This is a genomic window from Streptomyces sp. NPDC051452, assembly GCF_044454765.1.
Classification (GTDB): Bacteria; Actinomycetota; Actinomycetes; order Streptomycetales; family Streptomycetaceae; genus Streptomyces.
This window is the reverse complement of the sequence record NZ_JBITEB010000005.1, coordinates 332117-354109: the sequence shown is the minus strand read 5'-3', so window position 1 is coordinate 354109 and position 21993 is coordinate 332117. Positions and strand designations below refer to the sequence as shown.

Annotated in this window: 24 protein-coding genes and 1 tRNA gene; 16 read left to right on the top strand and 9 right to left on the bottom strand. The window is 74.1% G+C overall.

Going from position 1 to position 21993, the window contains the following annotated elements:
• Nucleotides 1–3: 3 nt before the first annotated feature.
• Nucleotides 4–912, bottom strand: a complete 909-nt coding sequence (locus tag ACIBA9_RS16540; RefSeq protein WP_399363514.1) for a helix-turn-helix domain-containing protein — start codon at nt 910–912, stop codon at nt 4–6.
• A 175-nt stretch (nt 913–1087) separates the two neighbouring features.
• On the opposite strand from ACIBA9_RS16540, the gene ACIBA9_RS16535 reads away from it, so the two are divergent.
• Nucleotides 1088–2131 (top strand): NAD(P)-dependent alcohol dehydrogenase, encoded by a 1044-nt coding sequence (locus ACIBA9_RS16535; protein ID WP_362150905.1) that lies wholly within the window; start codon nt 1088–1090, stop codon nt 2129–2131.
• A gap of 133 nt (nt 2132–2264) precedes the next feature.
• Here ACIBA9_RS16535 and ACIBA9_RS16530 read toward each other — a convergent pair whose 3' ends face one another.
• Nucleotides 2265–3662 carry an MFS transporter gene (locus ACIBA9_RS16530; protein ID WP_399363512.1) on the bottom strand — a complete coding sequence of 466 codons (1398 nt, stop codon included), beginning with the start codon at nt 3660–3662 and terminating at the stop codon, nt 2265–2267.
• Between the two features lie 127 nt (nt 3663–3789).
• Here ACIBA9_RS16530 and ACIBA9_RS16525 point away from each other — a divergent pair, with 127 nt between their 5' ends.
• From ACIBA9_RS16525 to ACIBA9_RS16510, 4 genes are all read left to right on the top strand, one after another.
• Nucleotides 3790–4368, top strand: coding sequence for a winged helix-turn-helix transcriptional regulator (locus tag ACIBA9_RS16525; RefSeq protein ID WP_399363510.1), 579 nt, complete (start codon nt 3790–3792; stop codon nt 4366–4368).
• A 43-nt stretch (nt 4369–4411) separates the two neighbouring features.
• Nucleotides 4412–4723 carry a DUF6412 domain-containing protein gene (locus tag ACIBA9_RS16520; RefSeq protein WP_399363508.1) on the top strand — a complete coding sequence of 104 codons (312 nt, stop codon included), beginning with the start codon at nt 4412–4414 and terminating at the stop codon, nt 4721–4723.
• 97 nt (nt 4724–4820) lie between these two features.
• Nucleotides 4821–5546, top strand: coding sequence for a membrane protein insertase YidC (yidC, locus tag ACIBA9_RS16515; RefSeq protein ID WP_399363506.1), 726 nt, complete (start codon nt 4821–4823; stop codon nt 5544–5546).
• A 128-nt stretch (nt 5547–5674) separates the two neighbouring features.
• The gene (locus tag ACIBA9_RS16510; RefSeq protein WP_399363504.1) at nt 5675–6532 is read left to right on the top strand and encodes a fumarylacetoacetate hydrolase family protein; all 858 of its coding nucleotides are present in this window, start codon (nt 5675–5677) and stop codon (nt 6530–6532) included.
• A gap of 33 nt (nt 6533–6565) precedes the next feature.
• On the opposite strand, the gene ACIBA9_RS16505 is transcribed toward ACIBA9_RS16510, so the two are convergent.
• The 3 genes from ACIBA9_RS16505 to ACIBA9_RS16495 form a co-directional block, all read right to left on the bottom strand.
• Entirely contained in the window at nt 6566–7435 is an 870-nt protein-coding gene (locus tag ACIBA9_RS16505; protein WP_399363502.1) for an LLM class F420-dependent oxidoreductase, read from the bottom strand.
• An 87-nt stretch (nt 7436–7522) separates the two neighbouring features.
• Nucleotides 7523–8047 (bottom strand): heme-degrading domain-containing protein, encoded by a 525-nt coding sequence (locus ACIBA9_RS16500; RefSeq protein ID WP_399363500.1) that lies wholly within the window; start codon nt 8045–8047, stop codon nt 7523–7525.
• Nucleotides 8047–9120, bottom strand: a complete 1074-nt coding sequence (locus ACIBA9_RS16495; RefSeq protein WP_399363498.1) for a Gfo/Idh/MocA family oxidoreductase — start codon at nt 9118–9120, stop codon at nt 8047–8049. Before ACIBA9_RS16495 ends, ACIBA9_RS16500 begins: the two co-directional genes overlap by 1 nt.
• A 48-nt stretch (nt 9121–9168) precedes the next feature.
• Here ACIBA9_RS16495 and ACIBA9_RS16490 point away from each other — a divergent pair, with 48 nt between their 5' ends.
• The 9 genes from ACIBA9_RS16490 (at nt 9169) to ACIBA9_RS16450 (ending at nt 17722) form a co-directional block, all read left to right on the top strand.
• Nucleotides 9169–10311, top strand: coding sequence for an ROK family protein (locus tag ACIBA9_RS16490; protein WP_399363496.1), 1143 nt, complete (start codon nt 9169–9171; stop codon nt 10309–10311).
• 318 nt (nt 10312–10629) lie between these two features.
• Entirely contained in the window at nt 10630–10995 is a 366-nt protein-coding gene (locus ACIBA9_RS16485) for a hypothetical protein (protein ID WP_399363494.1), read from the top strand.
• Between the two features lie 656 nt (nt 10996–11651).
• Nucleotides 11652–12569, top strand: coding sequence for a hypothetical protein (locus ACIBA9_RS16480; RefSeq protein ID WP_399363492.1), 918 nt, complete (start codon nt 11652–11654; stop codon nt 12567–12569).
• A 47-nt stretch (nt 12570–12616) separates the two neighbouring features.
• Nucleotides 12617–13372 carry a GntR family transcriptional regulator gene (locus ACIBA9_RS16475; protein WP_399363490.1) on the top strand — a complete coding sequence of 252 codons (756 nt, stop codon included), beginning with the start codon at nt 12617–12619 and terminating at the stop codon, nt 13370–13372.
• A 145-nt stretch (nt 13373–13517) separates the two neighbouring features.
• Complete coding sequence (locus ACIBA9_RS16470; RefSeq protein ID WP_399363488.1) at nt 13518–14642, top strand: TIGR03364 family FAD-dependent oxidoreductase; 1125 nt, start codon at nt 13518–13520, stop codon at nt 14640–14642.
• A gap of 32 nt (nt 14643–14674) precedes the next feature.
• Nucleotides 14675–15385 (top strand): HAD family hydrolase, encoded by a 711-nt coding sequence (locus tag ACIBA9_RS16465; RefSeq protein WP_399363623.1) that lies wholly within the window; start codon nt 14675–14677, stop codon nt 15383–15385.
• A 185-nt stretch (nt 15386–15570) separates the two neighbouring features.
• A complete protein-coding gene (locus ACIBA9_RS16460) occupies nt 15571–16350 on the top strand; it encodes an HAD-IIA family hydrolase (RefSeq protein ID WP_399363486.1) in 780 nt (259 codons plus the stop codon).
• 125 nt (nt 16351–16475) lie between these two features.
• Nucleotides 16476–17042, top strand: a complete 567-nt coding sequence (locus tag ACIBA9_RS16455) for a hypothetical protein (RefSeq protein ID WP_399363484.1) — start codon at nt 16476–16478, stop codon at nt 17040–17042.
• An 8-nt stretch (nt 17043–17050) separates the two neighbouring features.
• Nucleotides 17051–17722, top strand: a complete 672-nt coding sequence (locus ACIBA9_RS16450) for a class F sortase (protein ID WP_399363482.1) — start codon at nt 17051–17053, stop codon at nt 17720–17722.
• Nucleotides 17723–17741: 19 nt separating this feature from the next.
• On the opposite strand, the gene ACIBA9_RS16445 is transcribed toward ACIBA9_RS16450, so the two are convergent.
• Both ACIBA9_RS16445 and ACIBA9_RS16440 read right to left on the bottom strand, forming a co-directional pair.
• Complete coding sequence (locus ACIBA9_RS16445; RefSeq protein WP_399363480.1) at nt 17742–18104, bottom strand: DoxX family protein; 363 nt, start codon at nt 18102–18104, stop codon at nt 17742–17744.
• Nucleotides 18101–18634: a cupin domain-containing protein gene (locus ACIBA9_RS16440; RefSeq protein ID WP_399363478.1), complete on the bottom strand. Its 534-nt coding sequence runs from the start codon at nt 18632–18634 to the stop codon at nt 18101–18103. The genes ACIBA9_RS16445 and ACIBA9_RS16440 overlap by 4 nt, the downstream gene beginning before the upstream one ends.
• An 82-nt stretch (nt 18635–18716) precedes the next feature.
• Between ACIBA9_RS16440 and ACIBA9_RS16435 the strand changes: the two genes are divergently transcribed.
• The gene (locus tag ACIBA9_RS16435) at nt 18717–19568 is read left to right on the top strand and encodes a LysR substrate-binding domain-containing protein (RefSeq protein ID WP_399363476.1); all 852 of its coding nucleotides are present in this window, start codon (nt 18717–18719) and stop codon (nt 19566–19568) included.
• Between the two features lie 23 nt (nt 19569–19591).
• Here ACIBA9_RS16435 and ACIBA9_RS16430 read toward each other — a convergent pair whose 3' ends face one another.
• Both ACIBA9_RS16430 and ACIBA9_RS16425 read right to left on the bottom strand, forming a co-directional pair.
• Nucleotides 19592–20326: a FadR/GntR family transcriptional regulator gene (locus tag ACIBA9_RS16430; RefSeq protein WP_399363474.1), complete on the bottom strand. Its 735-nt coding sequence runs from the start codon at nt 20324–20326 to the stop codon at nt 19592–19594.
• A gap of 105 nt (nt 20327–20431) precedes the next feature.
• Nucleotides 20432–20505: transfer RNA gene (locus tag ACIBA9_RS16425), tRNA-Lys, on the bottom strand.
• 186 nt (nt 20506–20691) lie between these two features.
• On the opposite strand from ACIBA9_RS16425, the gene ACIBA9_RS16420 reads away from it, so the two are divergent.
• Nucleotides 20692–21978 carry a peptidoglycan-binding protein gene (locus tag ACIBA9_RS16420; RefSeq protein WP_399363472.1) on the top strand — a complete coding sequence of 429 codons (1287 nt, stop codon included), beginning with the start codon at nt 20692–20694 and terminating at the stop codon, nt 21976–21978.
• Nucleotides 21979–21993: the final 15 nt, after the last annotated feature.

Here is a 21993-nt window from a genome sequence, read left to right as displayed (position 1 = left end):
CGGTCAGCGCGTCGGCGCGCGCGTCGCGTCCGCGCCCCAGCTGGCCAGCAGGCGCAGGGACTCCTCGGACGGGGAGGCGGGGTCGGCGTGGTAGGTGACCAGGGACTGGTCCGCGTCGCCCGTCAGCCGGAACGACTCGAAGTTCAAGGAGAGCTCGCCCACCAGCGGATGGTGCAGGCGCTTGAGGCCGTGGCTCTTCTCCTTGACGTCATGGGTGGCCCACAGGCGCCGGAACTCCTCGCTCTTGACGGAGAGTTCGCCCACCAGGGCCGACAGTCGCGGATCGTCCGGGTGGCAGCCCGCGTCCATGCGCAGCGCACAGACGATGTCGATCGCCTTCTGCTCCCAGTCGACGAACAGATCGCGGTAGTCGGGACGCAGGAACACCAGCCGCGCCCAGTTGCGCTCGACGGCCGGAAGCTCCGCCCAGTCGCCGAAGACGGCCGCGGCCATCCGGTTCCAGGCGAGGATCTCGGCGCGCCGGCCGACGATGTACGCCGGTACGCCGTCCATCGTGTCCAGCAGCCGGCACAGCGAGGGGCGGACCTGCTGCTGGCGCGCCGCCGGCTTCCTCTTGTGCGACTTCGGCTTGGCCAGATGCGTGAGGTGGGCGTGCTCGGCGTCCGTCAGCCGCAGGGCGCGGGCGATCGAGTCCAGCACCTCCGCCGAGACGTTGCGTCCGTTGCCCTGTTCCAGGCGCGTGTAGTACGCCACCGACACCCCGGCGAGCTGGGCCAGCTCCTCGCGGCGCAGGCCCGGCACCCGGCGGCGCCGGCCGAAGTCGGGCAGGCCGACGTCCTCCGGTTTCAGCCGGGCACGGCGGCTGCGCAGGAACTCGCTCAGCTCGGCTCGCCGGTCCAGGGGCCGGCCGGGCGTCGCCGTCGCCTGCGGCTGTTCGTCCCTGGGTTCCATGCGTCCAGTATTCCTGGTCGTACGCACAGGAGCCTGACCCCGCCAGTGGTAGGCACGGCAGACGTACGCAAAGCGGTGGGCTGGGCGGTCGATGCGGGGAAGGCGCAATGTGGAAGACGTACCCGGCCGGAAGGCGGCCGGGGACGAGAACCCCCCTTGCTAGGAGAACCCCGGCATGACCACTGTTGCTGCTTACGCCGCGCCCGCACCGAAGGCCCCGCTGGAGCGGACCACCATCGAGCGGCGCGCGGTCGGTGAACACGACGTTCTGATCGACATCAAGTTCGCCGGTATCTGCCACTCCGACATCCACCAGGCCCAGGACGGCTGGCGGCCCGGCATCTTTCCGATGGTCCCCGGCCACGAGATCGCCGGTGTCGTCTCCGAGGTCGGTTCCGGTGTGACGAGGTTCGCCGTCGGTGACCGGGTGGGCGTCGGCTGCATGGTCGACTCCTGCCGCGAGTGCGACAACTGCAAGGCCGGCCTGGAGCAGTACTGCCTCAAGGGCGGACCCACCTGGACCTACAACGACACCGGCAAGGACGGCGAGCCCACCTACGGCGGCTACTCCGAGAAGATCGTCGTCGACGAGAACTACGTCATCCGCGTGCCCGAGGGCCTGTCGCTGGACGTGGCCGCGCCGCTGCTGTGCGCGGGCATCACCACGTACTCCCCGCTGAAGCACTGGGGCGCCGGTCCCGGCAAGAAGGTCGCCGTCGTCGGCCTGGGCGGCCTCGGCCACATGGGCGTCAAGATCGCGCACGCGCTGGGCGCGGAGGTCACCGTGCTGTCGCAGTCCCTGCGCAAGAAGGACGACGGGCTGCGGCTGGGCGCCGACCACTACTACGCCACCAGCGACCCGAACACCTTCGAGGAGCTGGCCGGCACCTTCGACATCATCCTCAACACGGTCTCGGCCCCCCTCGACTTCGACGGGTACCTGTCCCTGCTGCGCACCGACGGCACCCTGGTGAACGTCGGTCTGCCGGAGGAGCCGGTGCAGATCGTGCTCCAGTCGCTGTTCGGCCACCGGCGCAGCGTGAGCAGCTCCGGCATCGGCGGCATCGCCGAGACCCAGGAGATGCTGGACTTCTGCGCCGAGCACGGGCTGGGCGCGGAGATCGAGCTGATCGGCGCGGAGCAGATCAACGAGGCGTACGAGCGGGTGCAGGCGAGTGACGTGCGCTACCGGTTCGTCATCGACACGGCCACGATCTGACCGTCACGGTCCCACGGCCGCGATCCCACGCCACGCACGGCCGTGATCCGACGGTCGTGATCCGACGCCCCGCCGCCCGAGGGTGGCGGGTGCGTCGAGGCGTCCTTCAAGCGGGCGCCCCCCGCGGCGGGCGCTACTCGGCGGGCCGTTCGCGCAGCGCCAGTACGCTCACCGCTCCCGCCACCGCCAGCACCGCCGACACCACCAGGGCGAGGTTCGCGCCCCTGGCCGGGGAGCCGGCGGACGTGGCCAGGGCGATGGTGAGGGCCACGCCGGCGCAGGAGCCGATGTAGCGGAAGGTCTGCTGGGCGCCCGAGCCCATCGCGGCCCGGTCGCGCGGCACCGATTCGACGGCGAGCAGCGGCAGGGCCCCGTTCAGCAGGCCGCTGCCGAGCCCGCCGACGATCAGGCCGGGCAGCAGGCGGGTCCAGGAGCCGGAGCCGATGGCCCCGAGCATCGACACCACGGCGACGGTGTGCAGGGCGAAGCCGAGGCCGAGCTGCGCACGCGCCGGGACGCGGCCGGCCAGATGCTTGACCTGGAGGGCCACCGCGAAGCTCAGCCCGGACCAGAGCAGGAACAGCCAGGCCGTGGCCAGCGGGGTCAGCCCCATCGTCTGCTGGAGCAGGGCCGGCAGGAAGCTGAACATGCCGATCACCGCCAGACCCGTGAACAGGCCGCCCGCCGAGGAGGCCAGGAAGCGGGCGTGGCGCAGCAGGCCGAGGTCGATCATCGGGGCGCCGGAGCGGGCTTCCACCGCGACGAACGCGGCGAGCAGCAGCGCGGCCGCCGCGAACAGCACACCCACCGGGGCCCGCAGCCAGCCGTCCCGGCCCAGGGTGAGCGCCGCTATCAGGGCCACCAGCGCCGGTCCGAAGGTCAGTGCGCCGAGCACGTCCGGACGGCCGCCGCGCGGGGCACGCGACTCCGCAAGCGCGCGGGTACCGAACGCGGCCAGCAGGAGCGCGGCGGCGCCCAGGACGCCGTAGGCCACCCGCCAGGTCGGCAGCGCGCCGGCGACCAGCGGGCCGACCGCGATACCGCCGCTGACGAAGGCGCCCCACACCCCGGTGGCGTGCAACCGGCCGCGTGGACTGGGGAAGGCGTGCACGATCAGGCCGAGGCTGCTCGCCAGGATCGCCGCGCCCGCCGCGCCCTGGGCGATCCGGGCCAGGGTGAACTGCCAGGTGGTCGTGGTGAAGGCGCCGAGGGCGGTGGTCAGACCCAGGGCCAGGGTGCCGGCGAGGAAGACCCGGCGGCGGCCGTGGTCGTCGGCGAGGCTCCCGGCCACCAGGAGCAGGGCGGCCAGACCCAGCGGGGTGCCGTTCAGCAGCCAGGCCTGGGCGGAGACGGAGGTGTGCAGGGCCTTCGCCGTGTCCGGCAGCGTGACCATCGGGGCGGTGTAGGTCATCAGGGTCACGGTGGTCGCCGCGCTGGTGAGGGCGAGGGTGGCCCGGGGACGCGCGGCGGTGCCGTGGGCGGTGCCGGCTCTCGCGACGGCGGGGGCGGTGAGGGAGCGGAGCCCGGTCATGGCCTTGTCCTGTCCTTGCGGGGCCTTCAACGGTCGGTTCGGTCATTGAACCGACCTGTCCAGGCCACCGTAGCATTGTCGGTTCGGTCAATGAACCCTTAAGGCGGAATGTGGTTACAGTGGGGGCATGGCACTGGGCAAGGACTACGCGACACAGGAGTGCTCGGTCGCCCGGGCACTGGAGATCGTGGGGGAGCGCTGGACGCTCCTCGTCATCCGCGACGCGCTGTACGGCGTGCGGCGCTACAACGACTTCCTGGTCCACCTCGGCATTCCGCGCGCCGTCCTGGCCTCCCGGCTGCAGACCCTGATCGCCGAGGGCATCCTCGACAAGCGCCGCTACCAGCAGTCGCCGCCCCGGGACGAATACGTCCCCACCGAGCGCGGCATCGCCCTGTGGCCCACCCTGCGCTCCCTCGGCCTGTGGGGACGCGAGCACTTCGGACAGGCCCCGCTGCGCTACTTCCGGCACGCGGACTGCGGCACGGAACTCGGCCCGTACGGGGAGTGCCCCGCCTGCCGCCTCGTCGTACCCGTGGCCGACGTCCTGATGGAACCGGGCCCCGGCCTCGACCCGGACCCGGCGGACCCCGTCAGCAGGGCGCTGCTCGAGCCCAAACGGCTGACGGCCCCGCTCCACATCCCCTCCGCCGGGGCGGCCCGGACGCCCGCCGAAGCGGACGCGGGCGGGCCTGATCGGGTATAAAGGGCAAGCAGACAGGGTTAGTTGACGTCGGGGGAGGGCATCGGTGATCCGCCGCCTCGCGTGTTCCCGCCGCCTCGCGCCGCTGCTCCTCGTGCTGCTCGCCGTCTTCCCGCTCGACACCGGCACGCTGTTCGCGACCGTGGCGCTCGCCGCGACCGCCGCGGTCGGCGCCGCGCTCGCCCTCTGTGTGCTGCTGGCCGCGCGCCGCACGCCCGCCGTGCCACACACCCGGGTACGCACCGCCCTGCGCGACCGGGCCCGGCGTACCGCCTTCCTCCCACAGCGCGATCCCGACGCGCCCGGCCGGCGACGGCCCAGGGCGCCCGGGCGGGCCCTTCCGGCGACCGCCGCGTAGGGCACGTCCGACCGCACACCGCACGTGACCCCGCGCGGGTCGTCCTGCCGAACTCCGCTTCGCTTCCGGCACGACGAGACCCCCGGAGGGCTCACCCATGTCCGTCTTCCCCGTCTTCGCCCGGCTGGTCGAGCACCTCGCCGACCTGCTGACCCCGCTCTTCCACGGCTCCGCGGCCGCCGCCGCGATCGTCGTGTTCACCGCGCTCGTACGCCTCCTCGTCCATCCCCTGTCCCGTGCGGCGGCCCGCGGCGCGCGGGCCCGTGCCGCGCTGCGGCCGAGGATCGCCGCACTGCGCGCACGGCACGCCGAGGATCCCGAGCGGCTGCGGCGCGCGGTGCTCGACCTGCACGCCGAGGAGCGCGTCTCGCCGCTGTCCGGCGTGCTGCCCGGCCTGCTCCAGCTGCCCGCGTTCTTCCTGCTCTACCACCTGTTCTCCAGCCCCTCGGCCGGTGGCACGGGCCGGGGACCGCTCGGTCACCGGCTGCTGGCCGCGCCCCTCGGCGGCAGGTGGTCCGACGCGCTCGCCCACGGCGGGGTGTTCGGGCCGGCCGGGCTCGTCTATCTGGCGCTCTTCGCCCTCGTCGCGGCCGTCGCCGCCGTCACCTGCCGGCGCACCAGGCAGCGGATGGCGAACGACCCGGCCGCCGCGGGGCCGGCCGGGTCCGAGGGACTGCCCGGGCTCGGCGCGGTCGGCCGGGTCATGCCGTTCCTGTCCTTCCTCACGCTCGTCACCGTCGCCGTCGTACCGCTCGCGGCGGCGCTGTACATCGTCACCAGCACCACCTGGAGCGCCCTGGAACGCGCCGCCCTGTACCCGTAGGGGGCGACCGCTACGGTCCAGTACGTGAACAGGGTCTTGCGGAGTGGACCGCGGACTTGGAGGATCGACCAGTCCTCCGATGGCTGCACCCATCGGCGGGCGCTCCGCCACAGAGGGAGATGGTGACCATGAAGCTGCTGCGAGTCGGCACGGCCGGGGCGGAGCGGCCCGCGCTGCTCGACGCCGAGGGGACCCTGCGCGACCTGTCCGGCCTCGTGGACGACGTCGACGGCGCCCTCCTCGCCGACGACGTGGCGCTCCGCCGTGTACGGGCGGCCGCCGAGGCCGGCGAGCTGCCCGCGCTGGACGCGGCGGGGCTGCGGATCGGGCCGCCGGTCGGCCGCATCGGCAAGGTCGTGTGCATCGGGCTCAACTACCACGACCACGCCCGGGAGACGGGTGCCGAGCCGCCCGCCGAGCCGGTCGTCTTCCTCAAGGCGCCGGACACGGTCGTCGGGCCGAACGACACCGTGCTGGTGCCGCGCGGCTCGGTGAAGACCGACTGGGAGGTCGAACTCGCCGTCGTCATCGGGCGTACGGCCCGCTATCTGGAGTCGGCCGAGGAGGGGCTCGCGCATGTCGCCGGCTACGCCCTCGCGCACGACGTCTCCGAGCGCGAGTTCCAGATCGAGCGGGGCGGGACCTGGGACAAGGGCAAGAACTGCGAGACGTTCAACCCACTGGGGCCGTGGCTGGTGACGGCCGACGAGGTGCCCGACCCGCAGGCGCTCTCCCTGAAGCTGTGGGTCAACGGCGAACTTCAGCAGGACGGGACGACGGCCCGGCAGATCTTCCCCGTGGGCGAGGTCGTGCGCTACGTCAGCCGGTTCATGACCCTCTACCCCGGCGACGTCATCAACACCGGCACACCGGCGGGCGTGGCGATGGGCCGGCCCGAGCCGAAGCCGTACCTGCGGTCGGGTGACGTGGTGGAGCTGGAGATCGCCGGACTCGGCCGCCAGCGCCAGGAGCTGAAGGACGCCTGAAGTCCGGCCGTCGCCCCTCCGCCCGGGCCCGGCTCAGGTCAGCAGTGCGGCAAGGCGGCGCCACTCCTCGCGCGGGAGGGCGTCGCCCGCCTCCCGCGTCACCACCTGGAGCGCCACGTGGTCGGCGCCCGCCGCGTGGAAGGCGCCGATCCGGTCGCGGATACGGGCCTCGTCGCCCCAGGCGAACACGGCGTCGACCAGACGGTCGCTGCCGCCGCCCGCCACGTCCTCCCGCGTGAAGCCCAGGCGCAGGAAGTTGCGGGTGTAGTTGGGCAGTTCGAGATAGCGGGCCAGATATGCGCGGGCGATCTCCCGGGCGCGCTCCGGATCGGACTCCAGCACGACCTTGAACTCCGGCGCCAGCAGGGGCGCTTCCCCCAGGATCTCGCGGGCCTGGGCGGTGTGCTCGGGGGTGACCAGGTACGGCACCGCGCCCGCGGCCCGGTCGGCGGACAGCTTCAGCGTCCTCGGCCCGAGGGCGGCCAGTACGCGCCGGCCGGCCGGCACCCCGGCCGAGTCCAGCGCGTCGAGATAGGACACCAGTGCCGAGTAGGGGCGGCGGTATCGGTCCGTCAGCTTGGCGTGACTGACGCCGAGGCCGAGCACGAAGCGGCCGGGACGGGCCGCGTCCACCTCGGCGAAGGCCGCCGCGCTCGCCTCGGGCCCGTACTGCCAGATGCTCTGGATGCTGGTGCCGACGACCAGGGTGGCGGTCGCCTCGAGGAGCGGCACGGCGTGCCGGGCGGCGCTGCTGCCGCCCAGCCAGGCGGCACCGTAGCCCAGTTCCTCCAGCTCGGCCGCCGCCTCCGCCAGTTCACCGCGCCGGGCGGGGTCCTCCACGCGCAGCCCGGTGCTCCAGACGCCGTACCGGCCGATCCTGTCCTTCAAGGTGCTGGTGCTCATGGTCCGATCCCTCCGGGCGTGGCCGTGCTCGTCACGCCCGGAGTCCTTCCCCGCCGACGGGATCCCACCGCGCGCGCCCCGGCCGCGTCACTCCTTCAGGAACCGCTCCAGGGCCTCGACCACGAGCATGTGGTCCTGGAGCTGGGGCAGGCCCGAGACCGTCACCGCGCCGACGACGCCGACGTCCTCCACGGTGATCGGGAACGAGCCGCCGTGCGCCGCGTAGACGTCGGCATCGAGGCGAGAGGAGTCCTCGAAGGTGGTGCCCTTGGCCCGGAAGCGGGCGCCGACCAGGTAGGAGGCGGCGCCGTAGCGCTCCACCACCCGGCGCTTGCGGGCGATCCAGGCGTCGTTGTCCGGGGTGGAGCCCGCCAGGGCCGCGTGGAAGAGCTGCTGACCGGCGCGGTGGATGTCGACGGCCACCGGCGCGCCGCGCTCCCGGGCCAGCTCCACCAGCAGCGAGCCGAGGGCCCACGCGTCGTCATGGGTGAAGCGCCGGAACACCAGACGGCGTTGCTGCGCCTCCAGTTCCGCCACGCTCGGGGGGGTCTCGGGGGCCGACTCCGCCCTGGTGTGCGGGGCGGGCTCGGGGGTGGTCTGCGGGTGGGTCATCAGAGGGTCACCGTCACCTTGTCGCGGGCCGACGTGCGGGCCGCTTCCAGTACGTCGAGGGCGGCGGCCGCCTGTGTGGCGGTCACCGGGTTGGGGCCGGCGCCGGTCAGGGCGGCGGCGACGGCCGCGTAGTAGGCGGGGTAGTCGCCCGGCAGGGTCGGCACGGGGGTGCCGCCGCCGGTCAGCGGGGAGTCGCCGGCGCCGACGCGCCCCCACAGGGACTCGTCCTCCACTCCCCACTCGGCGCCGCCGCCGGGGCGGCCGCCCTCGCGCAGCGCCGCCTCCTGCGGGTCGAGGCCGTACTTCACATAGCCCGCCCGGGAGCCCAGCACCCGCAGGCGCGGGCCCAGCTGGGCGGTCGTCGCGGAGACGTGGAGGTGGGAGCGGACGCCGTTCGCGTGCGTGAGCGCGATGAAGGTGTCGTCGTCGGTCTCGGCACCCGGACGCCGGATGTCCGTCTCGGCGTACACCTCGGTGACCGGGCCGAAGAGCACCAGGGCCTGGTCGACGAGGTGGCTGCCGAGGTCGTAGAGGAGGCCGCCGATCTCCGCCGGGTCACCGGACTCCCGCCAGCCGCCCTTGGGCTGCGGGCGCCAGCGCTCGAAGCGGGACTCGAAGCGCCAGACGTCGCCGAGCTCGCCGTCCGCGATCAGCCGGCGCAGGGTCAGGAAGTCGTTGTCCCAGCGACGGTTCTGGAAGACCGACAGCAACAGCCCGCGCTCCTCGGCGAGGGCCGCGAGGCCACGGGCCTGAGCGGCGGTGCCGGCGACCGGCTTGTCCACGACGACCGGCAGGCCCGCCTTCAGGGCGGCCGTGGCCAGCGGCACGTGCGTCTTGTTCGGGGAGGCGATCACCACCAGGTCCAGCTCGTCCGCGCGGTCGAACAGCTCCTCGGGGGTGGCGGCGCACCGCACCTGCGGGAACTCGGCGCGGGCCTGCTGCTGCCGGTCCGGGTTGGAGGTGACCACCGTGTCCAGGGCGAGGCCCTCGGTGGCGGCGATCAGCGGGGCGTGGAAGACGGAACCTGCGAGGCCGTAGCCGATCAGGCCGACGCGGAGTGGGGTGGCAGTCATGCGTTCCACTTTGGCAACGCTGTTGCCAAAGTGCAAGCGGCGGGGAGAATGGGTGGCGTGAACAGGACGAGGAGCGGCGGGTCGACGGGTGCGAATCTGGGCGTACTGCGCAGCCACAACACGGCCCTGGTGCTGGGGCTGCTGCGCTCCGCCGGGGGCGAGGGCATCAGTCGGCTGGAGCTGGCCGAGCGCACCGGACTGACCCCGCAGGCCGTCAGCAAGATCACCGCGCGGCTGCGGGAGGAGGGCCTCGCGGCGGAGGCCGGGCGGCGCGCGTCCACCGGGGGCAAGCCCCGGACCGTGCTGCGGCTGGTGCCGGAGGCGGGGCACGCGGTGGGTGTCCACCTGGACCGCGACCGGCTGCGCGTGGTCCTCGTCGACCTGGACGGCGCGGTGGTGGGGGAGCGGAGCGAGGAACTGGACCTGGGGGCGGGGGCGGACGCCGTGCTGGGGATCGTCGCCCGCGCGGTCGGGGGACTGGTGGGGGAGAGCCGGGGGCCGGGTGCGGGGGAACCCGGTGGCGCCGGGACGTTGCTCGGGGTGGGCGTCGCGCTCCCGGGGCCGCTCGATCACGCGCGCGGTGTGCTGCACCGGGTGACCGGCTTTCCCGAGTGGGACGGGTTCCCGCTGCGGGACGCCCTGGCGGCGCGGCTGGGGGTGCCGGTCGTGGTGGACAAGGACACCAACGCGGCCGCTCTCGGGCTGTCGGTGGCCGGCGAGGGCGGCTCCTTCGCCTATCTGCACCTCGGCACCGGCCTGGGTGCCGGGCTGGTGATCGGCGGGAGCGTGCACCGGGGGGCGCGGACCGGGGCCGGGGAGTTCGGGCACCAGGTGATCCAGCTCGACGGGCCGCTGTGCGAGTGCGGGAACCGGGGCTGTGTGGAGGTGCTGTGCCTGGCCGCCGTGGCCCGGGGCGAGACGGCGACGGCCGCGCGGGTGCTGGGCGCGGGGGCCGGGAACCTGGTGGGGCTGCTCGACATCGACCTGGTGCTGCTCGGCGGCCGGACGATCGCCGCGGCGCCGGAGGCGTTCGTCCGGGGGGTCGGCGCGGTGCTGGACGCCCGGGCCCGCCGGGAGGGAGCGCTCGGCGGGGCGGTGCCGGTACGGGTTGCCGCCGGCGGGGACCGGATCGTCGCCGAGGGAGCCGCTCAGCTACTGCTGGCACCGCTGTTCGGACGCACGGACGGCTGAACGGCGCGACCCGGGGCGCCCGAGAGGGACCGCATGGCCACCGCCACCGCCACCGCCGCCGCCTTCGCCCGGTCCGCGTACGCCGTCGACGCCGGGGGACCACCGACGGCGTGGCCAAGGTGCGCGAGTCGGGTGTCCGCGACAGGATCGTCATCGTTGACAAGGCGGCAAGGCCGTCGTCACCCGGAAGCACAGGTCCGGCAAGGCGTGGCTGGGGCGGGCCGGGCCGGCCGGTGTGACGTCCGTGTGATGCCGAGGGGGACCCGGGACTGGTACCCGGGCTCCCTCGGCCCCCCCCGCGAACGAGGAGGTCACGAAGTGCGCGCGATCAGGATGAAGATGGCCACGGTCCTGCTGGGAGCGGCCGCGGCGGGTCTCGCGGTGCCCGCCCAGTCGTTCGCCGGCACCGGTACCGACGCCGACCCCGCGCCGAAAGCCGCCTACTGCGGCGCGGACCAGGCGTCGGGGCTCGCCGTGTGGGGGACCGGGAAGGTGCCCTGCGCCACCGCGCTCCAGGCGGCGGCCGCCTACACCACGGCCTCGCGCGACAAGGCGGACGGCGTCGGCGAGGTCCGCGCGGCCGGCGTCACATGGAAGTGCGCGGAACGGCAGGGCGACCCGAACCCCTACGAGGAATGCGTCGACGCCGGCGACCCCCGCCGAGTGGTCGTGCTGTCGTCCTGACCCCGATCCCTCCTCGACCCGGCGGCGCCGTTCCATGATGTCCGTACGACCGCCCCCGCCCCCGCCCCCGCCCGCGGCCGGCGCCGGGCCGCGGCCGGCCGCGGGAGTGCCCGAGGCAAGGCGATGGCGAGCGCCGGCCGGGACGAACCCGCACGCGACCAGGAGACCCTGAAGAAGGGCTGGACCGCCGGACCGCCGACGACGGGCGTCCGGACCGGTCCGGGGTGCGGGCGCTCCAGGACGCCGGCCATCAGCGGGGTGGCCCGGCCACCGGCGCCTGGAGGGGACCCGGTGCGCTTCGCGGCCTATCCGGAGCGGTACAACGCGGCGCCGCCCGGAGTCGACGCGGACCGACCGCGGCCCGCGCTCACCGCCTGGGCCGAGGCGCCGTGCCGGTACCGGCCACCACGACGGGCGGCGGTACCGGCCCCGGTCAGCCCACCGGCACCGCCGCCCGGCAGCCGGTCCGGGACCCGGGCCGCCAGGAACACCGGGTGCCGACGCAGCCGGAAGCCCATGCGCGCGTCCGCGGTCCCTGACCGCCCTCGGCGCGCTCGCCACCCCCCGGGCCGGAGGTCCGCCGATCGGGCGGACTTCCGGCCGGCCCCGGAGTGGCGTCGCGTGCGGCCCCCGGGACCCGGCATGGTCATGTGTTCATGCGACCGTGTACGTCTGCGTCCCTCTGCCTCGCCGCGGCCGCCGTCCTCGTCACCGTGCCGGCGGCCGCCGCCCACGCGGACGCCACCCCGTCCTGCGCGGCGTCCGGCGACCGCGCCTTCCCGCTGGCCACCCGGATCCGCGGTGGGCCCGGCACCTACGAGGCCGGTGGCGGCTTCGGCACCTGGTACATCGACCTCACCAACACCACCCACGACGCCTGCGCGGACATCCACCCGGTCGTCGTGCTCGTCGACGACCGGCGCGCGCTCCGGCCCGACCAGGCCGATCTGGACTTCTCCGACGGCTCGCGCTCCCTGCCGGTGGAACTGGAGAGCACCGACGAGCAGGAACTGGTCGGAGTGCTCGACGGGGACGGATTCGACGGGTTCACCGTGCCCGCCGGCCGTACCGTCAGCGTCCGGGTCCGGCTGGCGCTCGCGGCGGACGCCGGGTCCGAACACGTCACCGTCAACGCCGCCGCCGTCCAACGCCGGGGCGACGACGGCAACTGGGTGGGGGAGTCCAACGCCTACCGCTTCGCGATCGACGGACAGCGCCCGGCGCCCGAGGCGACGGATCCGGACGCCACCCCGGACACCGAGGAGTCCGGCGGTGCGCACGCCTCCCCGACCGGCGGCACCCCACAGGCCTCGCCGTCCGCCGGCCCGAGGTCCACCGCGTCCGGCGGTCCGAAGCCCTCCCTCTCCGGCGGCCCCCGGGGCACGCCGTCCGCCGGCGCCACCCCCGTCGCCGACACCTCCCTGCCGTTCGCCGCCGACGCGCAGGCGGCCGGGGAACGAGCCCGCGAGCTGGCCCGTACCGGGGCCGCGCTCGCGCATGGGCTGCTCGCCGCGGCCGCCGTCCTGCTCTGCGTGGCGGGCACCGCGTTCCTGCTGGCCCGCCGGCGCCGCTGACCGGGCCCCGCGGGCCGCAGACGGCCCCTGTCTGCGACGATCCCTGCGTGGACTACCCCAACGACCAGGCCCCCGGCGCCCCCGTGCGCTCCGGCATTCCCGAGCACGGGCGCATCCCCAAGTACTACGCGGTCAAGGCACGGATCGCGGCGCTGCTGGAGGAGCTGGGGGAGGGCGGTGTCATCCCCACCGAGCGGGATCTCGCCGAGCGGTACGACGTCGCCCGCGAGACCGTGCGGCAGGCGGTGCGCGAGCTCGTGCTGGAGGGGCGGCTGCGGCGCCGGGGCCGCGGGACCGTCGTCGCCGGGCCCAAGCTGGCCCAGCCGCTCTCCCTGGCCAGCTACACCGAGGGGGTCCGCGAGCAGGGCCGTACCCCCGGGCGCTCGCTCGTCACCCTGGACCGCTTCCCCTGCCCGCAGGCCCTCGCCGACGAGGTCGGACTGACCCGGGGCGAGCCGGTCTGGCACCTGGAGCGGGTGCTGCTCGCCGACGAGGAACGGGTCGGCCTGGAGAGCACCTACGTCTCCGTCGAGCGCGTGCCGCGGCTGGACGCCGACTTCGACCCCGACTCCTCCTTCTACGCGTACCTGAAGACCCAGGGGATCACCTTCGGCGACGCCGACGAGCGCGTCGAGACCGTCCTCGCCACGCCCCGGGAGGCGCTGCTCATCGGCACCCCGCCCGCCCTTCCGATGCTGCTGATCCACCGGATCTCCCGGGACACCGAGGGCCGGCCGCTGGAACGGGTCCGCGGTCTGTACCGGGGCGACCGGTTCTCCTTCACGGCCCATCTGCGCGGCTGAAAGGCGACTCTCACGACACCGCCGCTACGATCGCCGCTGCCATAACGGAAAGGTAACGGGTCTAGCCCAAACGTGACGGGTCGTTCACGCTGTCGGTGACAGCCGGATTTCTCCGGTTCCCCCGTGCGCGAGGAGCGTTGCCGTCGTGAGAGTGACAGTCGTCGGAGCGGGCGTGGTGGGCACCATGCACGCCTGGCACGCCGTGAAACGCGGCCATCGGGTCGTCCAGATCGAGCGCGAGGCCGAGGCGCGCGGCGCCTCGCTGCGCAACTTCGGGCAGATCTGGGTCAGTGGCCGCGCCGGTGGGGAAGAGCTGGAGGCGGCCCTGCGGGCCCGGGAGCTGTGGGAGGAGATCGGCGGCCGGGTGCCCGGCCTCGGATTCCGGGCCATCGGCTCCCTCACCCCCGTCCGCGACCCCCTCGAACTCGCCGTCGCCGAGGCCGCCGTGGCCCGCGCCGACGCCGCCGCCCGCGGCTACAAGCTGCTCACGCCGGGCGAGGCCCGCGCCCTCAACCCCGCCCTGCGGGGCGAGTTCACCGCCGCGCTGTACTGCGAGCGGGACGCGGCCGTCGAGCCCCGCACGGCGCAGCTCGCCCTGCGCGAGGAACTGCTGAAGTCCCCGGACTACACCTTCCTGCCGGGGCGCGAGGTACGCGAGGTGGTCGGCGCCGCAAGCGTCCGGGACGACCACGGGGATGTACACCACGCGGACGCCGTGATCCTGTGCACCGGCGCCTGGCTGGGCGGCCTGGTCCGCGAGCTCGCCGGGCCCGGACTGCCGGTGCGCCGCGTCCGGCTGCAGATGATGCAGACCGACCCGCTCGGCGAACCGCTGACCACCTCGGTCGCCGACGCCGACAGCTTCCGCTACTACCCCGCCTACGCCTCCCCGGCGCTGGACGAACTCAACCTGCGCCGGCCGCAGGCCGAGACGGCCGCCGCGCACCGGATGCAGCTGCTCATGGTGCAGCGGGCCGACGGCGCACTGACCATCGGCGACACCCACGAGTACGAGCACCCCTTCGCCTTCGACACCGTCGAGGAGCCGTACGAGCACCTCGTCGAGGTCGTCGAGTCCCTGCTCGGCCGGCCGCTGCCCCGCATCCGGCACCGCTGGGCCGGGGTGTACGCGCAGTGCACCGAGCCCGGCCGCGTGGTGCACCGGCAGCAGGTGCGCGAAGGGGTGTGGCTGGTCACCGGGCCCGGCGGGCGCGGCATGACCTGCGCCCCCGCGATAGCCGAGACCACCGCCGACGAACTGGGCTGGTGACCTACCCCGTGAACGACTCCAGGACCACCTCCATGACCCACCCCGCCCCCGCCCTCACCGCCGACATCCGTCTCGTCGTCCTCGACATGGCCGGGACGACCGTCGCCGACGGCGGCCTCGTCGAGCGCGCCTTCGCCGCCGCCGCGGCCGAACTGGGCGTCGAACCCGGCTCGGCCGAGCACGCCGAACACCTCGGCTACGTCCGCGCCACCATGGGCGAGTCCAAGATCTCCGTCTTCCGGCACCTGTTCGGGGACGAGGACCGCGCCCGGCGCGCCAACACCGCCTTCGAGAAGGCCTACGGCGACCTGGTCGACGAGGGCCTGATCGCCCCGGTGCCCGGCGCCCGCGAGACCATCGAGGAACTGGCCGGCGGCGGCCGTACCGTCGTCCTGACCACCGGCTTCGCCCGTGTCACCCAGGACGCCATCCTCACCGCCCTGGGCTGGCGGGACCTCGTGCCGCTCACCCTGTGCCCGGCCGACGCCGGCGGGCGCGGCCGGCCCTTCCCGGACATGGTCCTCGAGGCCTTCGTCCGCACCAAGGCCGCCGAGGACGTACGGCAGGTCGCCGTCGTCGGCGACACCTCCTACGACGTCCTCAGCGGCGTACGGGCCGGCGCCGGGCTGGTGGCGGGAGTGCGTACCGGGGCCCACGGGGACGACGCGTTCCGTGCCGCCGGCGCCACCCACGTCCTGGACTCCGTCACCGGTCTGCCCGCCCTGCTCGCCGCAGACCCGTAGTCGTGGGCATCCGCTTCGATTCCGTCACGTCCCGGACGTGGACTCCCGCCGCCGCCCGTCGCGGAGGGTACCGAGTGATCGACGGGGTACGCCTGACACGGTCCTGACTAGGCTGGGGGCGTCGGTACGCCGTGGTTCCGGCGCCCCCCGTTCCCCGACCGTACGCACGCCAGGAGACGCACCACATGGCAGACCGCAAGCCCATCGAATCGTGGCTCACCGACATGGACGGCGTCCTGATCCACGAGGGCGTGCCCATCCCCGGCGCCGAGGCATTCCTGAAGAAGCTGCGCGAGTCCGGCCGGCCCTTCCTCGTGCTCACCAACAACTCCATCTACACCGCCCGCGACCTGCACGCCCGGCTGCGCCGCATGGGCCTGGACGTGCCGGTGGACAACATCTGGACCTCGGCCCTGGCCACCGCCCAGTTCCTGGACGACCAGCGGCCCTGCGGCAGCGCCTACGTCATCGGCGAGGCCGGACTGACCACCGCGCTGCACGACATCGGCTACATCCTCACCGACCACGAGCCCGACTTCGTGATCCTCGGCGAGACCCGCACCTACTCCTTCGAGGCGCTGACGAAGGCCGTCCGGCTGATCAACGACGGTGCCCGGTTCATCGCCACCAACCCCGACAACGTCGGCCCCTCCGTCGAGGGCGACCTGCCCGCCACCGGCTCGGTCGCCGCGCTGATCACCGCCGCGACCGGCAAGAAGCCGTACTTCGTCGGCAAGCCCAACCCGCTGATGATGCGGGCCGGGCTGAACGCGATCGGCGCCCACTCCGAGACCTCCGCGATGATCGGCGACCGCATGGACACCGACGTCCTCGCGGGCCTGGAGGCCGGGATGCGCACCTTCCTGGTGCTCAGCGGCGTCACCCAGCCCAAGGAGGTCGACCGCTACCCCTTCCGGCCGTCCCAGGTCGTCGACTCCATCGCGGACCTGGTCGACCTGGTCTGAGGCCGGCGGCCCCCGGCGGCGCGCCCTGCGCCGAAACCGGGTGTCACCCGTTCGGAGCAGCCGAGCGCCCCCGGGGATGCGGGGGCGCTCAGCCCGGGAGAGCCTCCTCGTAATGGAGGTTCACGATGGGCTCACTCACCCTCACTCTCTGTACCGGAATACTGTCGGTGGCCGCGTTCGCTCCGGCGGCTCACGCGGCGGACGGTGGTTCGGTCACCGTGACCCCGGCCGCCCCGGCCGCGGGCACCGACGTCACCGTGCGGACCGGCGCCTGTCCCGGCGGCGAGGCGTCCGCCACCTCGGGAGCCTTCGTCTCCGACGCGCTGCTGACCGGCGGCCAGGGCAGCCTGGCCGGTGAGACCCGGGTGCGCTCTTCCATCGCTCCGGGCACCTACGACGTGCGGGTCACCTGCTCCGGCCGGGTGATGACCGGCAGGATCACGGTCGCGAGCGGGGGGACCGGCGGGCTGGGCCGGCTCGGGCAGCTCCAGCAGCTCCTCCAGTCGCCCACCGACTCCGCCTCGCCCGTCGCCCCGGTGCACGCGGGCGGCGGCGGCACCGCGCACTTCGCCACGGTGGCCACCAGCGGCTCCGGTCCCGGCACCTCCCAGGCGGTGACCGGCCTGGCGCTCGCCGGGATCGCCGCGGTCGCCGTCGGGTTCCGTACCCGCCGGAGCCGCGACACCGGCTGACGTCCGCCATGACCGACGACAGCGAGCACGCCACCGGCACCGGACGCGCCATCACCGCCCTGGCCTGGGCGGTCCTGCTGTTCGGGCTGTGGCTGTGGGGGCGCGGCGTGACCGGCCTTCCGGGGAGCACGGCCGGACCGTCCACCGGTGACGTCCTGACCATCGGCCGCCCCGTCGACCCGGCCCTGCTGCCGCCCCCGGCGAAACCGCTGGGCGAGGCGCGGCCGCAGCGCGTCGACATCCCCCAACTGGGCCTCCAGGCACCGGTGGTGGCGCGCGGGCTGGACGCCCGGGGCGCCGTCGACCCGCCGCCCCTCGACCAGCCCGGCGTGGTCGGCTGGTACGGATCCGGCACCGCACCCGGCGCCGCGGGGCCCGCCCTGATGGTCGGCCACGTCGACACCGCGACCCGGCCCGCCGTCTTCTACAGGCTCAGCACCCTCGAACCCGGCGAGACGGTCCGGGTGTTCCGCTCGGACGGCAAGGTCGCCCGGTTCACCATCGACGACGTCCGCGTCCTGCCCCGCGACGGCTTCGACGCCCGGCAGGCCTACGGCCCGCGGCAGCCGGGCCGCGCCGAACTCCGCCTGATCACCTGCGGCGGCACCTTCGACCGCACCACGGGCACCTATACGGCGAACGTGATCGTCTCCGCCTATCTGACCGGCACCGGCGTCTGACCCCTGCCGGGCGCCGGGGTCACAGCCAGGTCATGGCCGGTCGGACGGCCGCGACCGCGACGAGCAGGAGCGCGATGTTGAGGGCGATCCGGCGGTCCCCGAGGCTCAGGTGGACGGCGCTCGCACCGAGCTGGAGGAGCACGAACGAGACGGCCGCCGCCAGGGCCAGCCCGGGGGCGACGCCGGTCAGCGGGGGCAGGACGAGCCCGATGGCGCCGAGCACTTCCAGCACCCCGATGGTCCGGACGGCCGGCATCGGCGTGCGGTCCACCCAGGCCATCGTCGGGCGCAGCCGCTCACGGGTCCGGAACACCTTCAGCCCACCCGAGTAGAGGGAGAAGAGCGCGAGTGGGAAGGCCACGACCCAGTACGTGACCCTCACGGCTGTCCTCCCTTCGGCTGCCGGGCGAAGTCGGCGGCCGGCTCGGTGGCGTAGCGCCTCATCACCCGGGCCTGCGCGTCCGGGGTGGGCGGCCGGCCGTCCGCCATCAGCTCCGCGAGGTCCCGGAAGTACCGCACGTACAGGTCCGGGGTGAACGTGCTGACCATGACGGCCGGGCGGTCGGTCGGATTGGCGAAGGTGTGCGGGGCGCCGGGCGGGACCATCACGAGCGTGCCCGCGGCCGCGTCGTAGTCCCGCTCGCCGACGGTGAACCGCACGGTGCCCGAGACGATGTAGAAACCCTCGTCGTGCCGGGCGTGGCGGTGCTGCGGTGGCCCGGGTGTGTGCGGCGCCAGGACGGACTCGGTGAGGCCGAGGCGGTGCCCGGTGGTGCTGCCGTCCTCCAGGACGCGCATCCGCGTGGTGCCGAGCATGATCACCTCGCCGTCGTCCGGACCGACCACCGACACGGCCGGGTCGGCCGCCGGCCGGCTTGTCGTCTGCTCGCTGTTCGTCTCGTCGTCTTCCATGCTCCGATTGCACCGCCACGGGAGCGGGATCGTCCAAGACCTGTCGAGTGGTGCCGATACCCCACGGGTATCGTGACCGCCCATGGAACTGCGCACCCTGCGCTATTTCGTGGCCGTCGCCGAGGAACTCCACTTCGGCCGGGCCGCGACCCGGCTGCACATGAGCCAGCCGCCGCTGAGCCGGGCGATCAAACAGCTGGAGGGCGACGTAGGGGCCGCGCTGCTGCACCGCTCCGCGGCGGGCGTCTCGCTCACCCCGGCCGGGGCGGCGCTGCTCGAGGAGGCGCGCACCCTGCTCGACCGGGCCGATCGGGCCCGGGTGCGGGTGGCCGCGGCGGCCGGCGCCGCGACCATCACCGTCGGCATCCTCGGTGACGGCACCGACCCCGGCGCCTCGCGACTGGCCGCGGCCTTCCGCGGCCGGCATCCGGACGTCGAGGTCCGCGTCCGCGAGACGGACCTGACCGACCCGACCTGTGGGCTGCGCGCCGGACTGGTCGACGTCGCCCTGACCCGCGGGCCGTTCGACGAGCGGGGCCTGGCGGTGCGGGCGCTGCGCGGCGACCCCGTGGGCGCGGTGCTGCGCGCCGACGATCCGCTGGCCGGCCGGGACCGGCTGCAGCTGGCCGACCTGGCCGGCCGGCGCTGGTTCCGGTTCCCGGAGGGCACCGACCCCCTCTGGCAGTCGTACTGGAACGGCGGCGAGCCCCGCGAGGGGCCGGTGGTGCGCGTCGTCCAGGAGTGCGTGCAGGCGGTGCTCTGGAACGGCACGGTCGGGATCGCCCCGCTCGGGAACCGGCCCTCCCCGCAGCTGGCCCTGGTGCCGCTCACCGACATGGCGCCGAGCCGTGTGGTGGCCGCGTGGAACGAGGCCGACACCCACCCGCTGCTCGGATCGTTCGTCCGGATCGCCACGGCCGCCTACCGCGGCTGAGCACCCGGGGACAGCCCCCGCGCTCAGACCCGTTCGTCGTGCCGTTCGTCGTGGCGGTCGCGGGACTCGGGGGGAGCGGGGGTGGTGGCGGCGGTGAGGCGGGCGCGGATATCACCGAAGTGGTCCCTTATGGCCCTCTCCGCGCGTGGGGAGTCGCCGGAGCGGACCGCGTCCAGGATCTCCCGGTGCTGGTGGCAGGTGATCCGAGGGTCCCGCTCCGCGTCCACCAGGTCGCGCCGCACCCGGTGGAAGGCGTCCCAGAACGCCTCCAGCACCTCGCTCAGCAGCACATTGTCCAGCCCCCGGTAGAGGGTGGCGTGAAAGGCGCGGTCGATCTCGGCGAGGCCGGCTCCCTCGGCGGCCTGCTCCTCCATCCGGTCCACCAGCGCGCCCAGTTCGGCGAGGTCCGCCCCGGGCAGCCGGCCGGCCAGCCGGGACACCAGCCCGCTCTCCATGGCCTCGCGCAGCTCCAGCAGCTGGAGCAGGGAGTCCTCGCCGCGGTAGTGCCCGGCGACGGTACGGAAGGCCAGCCCCTCGATCATCGTGGCGAACGACATCGAGCCGACGTAGGTCCCGAAGCCGTGCCGGATCTCCACGATCCCCATCGCCTGGAGCGCCTTCAGCGCCTCGCGCACCGAGTTCCGGCTCGCCCCGAGGAACTCCATCAGCTCCGGCTCGGTCGGCAGCGGGGCACCCGAGGGCAGCCGCCGGTCGACGATCAGCTTCTTGATCCGCTCCTGGAGGTCCCGGGCTGCCATGGCGAGAGCGTAACCGGCCATTCGGGGGGAGGGCCCTGTTCCGGCAGGGGGAGATCGGCGGGCATGCGGAAGGCCCCCCGCTCACGCGAGGGGCCTTCCGGTCGGTGCGCCGCCAGGGACTCGAACCCCGGACCCGCTGATTAAGAGTCAGCTGCTCTAACCAACTGAGCTAGCGGCGCCTGCTGACGAGAGAACTCTACCCGACCTCCAGGGGTGCTCCCGACCGCGCCGGGGCGACGGGACCAGGGCCGGGGTGGGCGGCGTACATCATTCGGACCGTCAACATGCGAGTCCCGAGGACAGTTGGAAAACTGATCAACGTGCACACTCGCGGACAAACCCACCCCGAATGTGAGGCAGATCGCATGACCGCTCCGGCGTTCGAGGAATTCGATCCCGCGAGCGACTGCGGCTGCCCCGGTTGTCTCCACTGGCGGCGGTTCGGCCCCCGTCTCTCGCCCGGCCGTCTCGGCGGTCATCCGGCCGCCTGCGGGGTCGCGGTCGTGGCCGCCGTGTCGGCCGCCTTCGGCGCGGCCTCCCCGGCCGCGGCCGTCACCGTCGACCACGCCCCGCATCGCGAGGCGGTTCCCGCGGACGGCGAGCCCGCCACCCCGCAGGGCGCGAGGGCCCCGCTGCACGGCCCGGCGGGCAAGCCCGTCGAACCCGGTACGAACCCGATCCCCGCCACCACCCGGACCGAGATCATCAAGCGGGCCAAGGTCTGGGTGGCCGCCAAGGTGCCGTACAGCATGACCGCCTACTGGACCGACGGTTACCGGCAGGACTGCTCGGGCTATGTCTCCATGGCCTGGGGGCTGCCGGGCAACGAATGGACGGGCAGCCTCGGCTCGTTCGGCGTCAAGATCACCAAGGAGGAGCTGCAACCCGGCGACATCCTGCTCTACCACAACCCGGACAACCCCGAGAGCGGCTCGCACGTGGTGATCTTCGGTGGCTGGACGGACCACACGCACACCTACTACACGGTCTACGAGCAGACACCCCCGCGTACCCGCAGCCAGACCACCCCCTACCCCTACTGGAGCAACACCGACAAGTACATCCCCTACCGCTACAAGGGCGTGACGGCCCCCGCTGCGGGCGCGGAGACGGACGGCAAGACGCTCGCGCCCTACCCGGGAGCGGCCTACTTCGGTCCCGGCGCCGACAACAGGTACGTCACCCAGCTGGGCCGGGCGCTGATCGCCCGGGGCGCCGGCTCCTACTACCCCCAGGGGCCGGGTCCGGTCTGGGGCGAGTGGGACCGGCGGGCGACCCGGGCCTTCCAGCTGGCCCAGGGCTGGACGGGCGCGGACGCCGACGGGCTGCCGGGCCCGCGCACCTGGGAACTGCTGGTCACGGGCCGGGGCAAGGACATCGCCCCGGGCGCGGCCGCTCCCGCCTCGCACGGGGTGCCCGGCTATCCCGGCCGGAACTTCTTCCGTCCGGGGGCGACCAACGACTACATCACCCGGCTGGGGGTCCAGCTGGCGAAGAGAGGGTTCGGCGGGTTCTATCCCCACGGCCCCGGTCCGCACTGGGGCGAGTCGGACCGGCGCGCGGTGGAGGCGTTCCAGCGCACCCAGGGCTGGCGCGGCGGCGCGGCGGACGGCTACCCGGGGCCGGAGACCTGGCGGCGGCTGTTCACCTGACCGGCCGGGTGGCCG